This window comes from Streptomyces sp. PU-14G, assembly GCF_041028275.1.
Classification (GTDB): domain Bacteria; phylum Actinomycetota; class Actinomycetes; order Streptomycetales; family Streptomycetaceae; genus Streptomyces.
Genome location: NZ_JASKYT010000558.1, coordinates 1 through 2,833, shown reverse-complemented (window position 1 = coordinate 2,833; position 2,833 = coordinate 1). Strand labels below are relative to the sequence as shown.

Annotated in this window: 3 protein-coding genes; 1 reads left to right on the top strand and 2 read right to left on the bottom strand. The window is 71.9% G+C overall.

The features are described from left to right. Positions 1-56: 56 nt before the first annotated feature. On the bottom strand, positions 57-818 hold the full coding sequence (locus tag AB8Z75_RS33305) for an isoprenyl transferase (protein ID WP_369208618.1): 762 nt from the start codon (positions 816-818) through the stop codon (positions 57-59). A gap of 106 nt (positions 819-924) precedes the next feature. Here AB8Z75_RS33305 and mgrA point away from each other — a divergent pair, with 106 nt between their 5' ends. Next, positions 925-2,016, top strand: coding sequence for an L-glyceraldehyde 3-phosphate reductase (mgrA, locus tag AB8Z75_RS33300; RefSeq protein ID WP_369208616.1), 1,092 nt, complete (start codon positions 925-927; stop codon positions 2,014-2,016). Between the two features lie 265 nt (positions 2,017-2,281). Here the strand turns inward: mgrA and AB8Z75_RS33295 are convergent. Then, positions 2,282-2,833, bottom strand: a 552-nt coding sequence (locus AB8Z75_RS33295) for a prepilin peptidase (protein WP_369208614.1), incomplete at its 5' end; no start/stop codon positions are given.

Genomic DNA, 2,833 nt, shown 5'->3' with positions numbered 1-2,833 from the left:
GTGGGGGCCGGGCGGGGCCCGCGAGAGTGCCTTTCAGCCGCCGGGTACGGCAGGCCTCAGTTGCCGTACCTGCGGTGCCGGGCGGCGTAGTCGCGGAGGGCCCGGAGGAAGTCGACCTTGCGGAAGCCGGGCCACAGGACCTCGGCGAAGTAGTACTCCGAATGGGCGCTCTGCCAGAGCATGAAGCCGGAGAGCCGGGTCTCGCCGCTGGTGCGGATGATGAGGTCAGGGTCGGGCTGGCCCCGGGTGTAGAGGTGCTCGGAGATGTCCTCCACGGTGAGTTCTTCGGCGCACTCGTCGAGGCTTATTCCGCGCGCGGCGCGGTCTGCCAGCAGGGAGCGGACGGCGTCGGTGATCTCCTGCCGGCCGCCGTACCCGACGGCCACGTTGACCAGTATCCCGTCGACGTCGCCCGCCTGCTCCTCGGCCTCCTTGAGCACCCGCTGGGTCCTCGCGGGCAGCAGGTCGAGCTGTCCGACGTGGTGTACGCGCCAGCGCCCGTCGGCGGCCAGGTCGCGCACGGTGTCCTCGATGATGCCGACGAGCGGGAGCAGTTCGTCCTCGGGGCGGTTGAGGTTGTCCGTGGACAGCAGCCACAGGGTGACGACCTCGACATCGGTCTCGTCGCACCACCCGAGCAGTTCCTGGATCTTGCTGGCTCCGGCCTTGTGGCCCTGCTCGGTCGTTCCCCCGGAGGCGCGCGCCCACCTCCGGTTGCCGTCCAGGATGACGCCGATGTGCTTGGGCACCTGAGCGTGGTCGAGGCGGTCCTCCACCCGGCGCGCGTAGAGCTTGTACACCAGGTCGCGCAACTTCATGGGAACGGCCAGCCTCTCCGTGCCGAATCGGGATTCCAGCACCTTACTGCCGTTCGCCCTTACGTACGAACCGAGCCGGTCAGGTGGCGGTGATAGGAAAAGGCACATGACGCACCACACCTCATCCCCCTTTTCCGCACCCACACCCACCGCCGTCCCGTCCGACACCCTGTACCGGGCGGACGCCGCCAGGTACGACGCGATGGAGTACCGCCGTACCGGCCGTTCGGGGCTGAAACTGCCGGCGATCTCGCTCGGCCTGTGGCACAACTTCGGCGACGACCGCCCGCTGGCGACCCAGCGGGCCATCCTGCGCCGCGCCTTCGATCTGGGCGTCACCCATTTCGACCTGGCGAACAACTACGGTCCGCCGGCCGGCTCCGCCGAGCTGAACTTCGGCCGCCTCTTCGCCCAGGACTTCCGCCCGTACCGCGACGAACTGGTCATTTCCACCAAGGCGGGCTACCTCATGCACCCGGGCCCTTACGGAGAGTGGGGCTCGCGCAAGTACCTGCTCTCCTCCCTGGACGCCTCGCTGGGCCGCATGGGGCTCGACCACGTCGACATCTTCTACTCCCACCGCTACGACCCCGACACCCCGCTCGAGGAGACGATGGGGGCGCTCGCCTCCGCCGTCCAGCAGGGCAAGGCCCTGTACGCGGGCGTCTCCTCCTACAGCGCGGCCCGCACCCGCGAGGCGGCACGGCTGCTGCGCGAGATGGGCGTCCCGGCGCTGATCCACCAGCCGTCCTACTCGATGATCAACCGCTGGACGGAGGAGGACGGGCTGCTCGACACCCTGGAGGCCGAGGGGATGGGCTGCATCTCCTTCGCACCGCTCGCCCAGGGCATGCTCACCGACAAGTACCTCGACGGCATTCCCGAGGGCTCCCGCGCCTCCCAGGGCAAGTCCCTGGACCCGGGGTTGCTGACCCAGGAGGTCGTACGGCGGCTGCGCGGCCTCAACGCCGTCGCCGAGCGCCGCGGCCAGTCGCTGGCACAGCTCGCGCTCCGCTGGGTCCTGCGCGACCCGCGGATGACCTCCGCGCTGATCGGAGCCAGCTCCGTGACCCAACTGGAGGCCAACGTGGCAGCGCTGCGCGGAGCCCCGCTCGGCGACGAGGAACTGCGCGAGATCGACGACCTGGCGGTCTCCGAGCCCGGCACCAACATCTGGGCGGCCAGCAGCAACTCCTGACGCGCCGCCGTCCGGCCGCGCCGCCCGGTGGCGCCGCCCGGTGGCGCCGCCCGGTGGCGCCGCCCGGTGGCGCGCCGGTTCCGGGAGGGCCGCCCTCCCGGAACCGGCGCGCACGCAAAGCGGGCCGGTCCGTGGGGGGATACGGACCGGCCCGAGGGGGGGTTCCCACCTTAGCCCCTCCGACGCGATATTCCGCACACCAACGACCGTGTCGCGTAGGCCAGTACTCCGTTCCGTGGCGTCTCCTACCGTCCGTCCCGCCGCCTCAGGCCGTAAGACCGCCCAGTGCGACGCCCGCCGCCGCTCCGAGCACCATGAAAGGCCCGAAGGCCAGGGCGCTGCTGCGGCGGGCGCGGCCGGTCGCCAGCAGCGCGAAACCGTACCCGGCGGCCGACAGGAAGCCGAGGAACGCGCCCGCGAACAGCACCGCCCAGCCGTACCACCCAAGGGCGACCCCCACCGACAGCGCCAGCTTGACGTCGCCGAAGGCCACCGCGCGCGGACTGATGACGAACAGCACGAAGAACGCGCCGGCCAGCACCAGACCGCCCAGCAGCGCCCGCCGCCAGCTGCCGCCCGCCCCCGGCAGCAGGGCCGCGAGCCCGAGCAGTGCGGCGGTGCCGGCCGCCAAGGGGAGGGTGAGCAGGTCGGGGAGGCGCATCACCGCCAGGTCGACGGCCGCGAGGAGCAGGGCGAAGGGCGCGCACAGGAGCCAGACCGCGAGCTCGGGTCGCACGCCGACGGCCGCCGCCAGTCCGGCGCACACCAGGGCGCCGACCAGGGCGAGGGTCCCGCGCCCACTCCGGTAGGCCACCCC

What these genes read in the sequence shown, in the direction of transcription:
- AB8Z75_RS33305 (WP_369208618.1), bottom strand. Translation starts at nt 818, where the DNA reads ATGAAGTTGCGCGACCTGGTGTACAAGCTCTACGCGCGCCGGGTGGAG.
- mgrA (WP_369208616.1), top strand. Translation starts at nt 925, where the DNA reads ATGACGCACCACACCTCATCCCCCTTTTCCGCACCCACACCCACCGCC.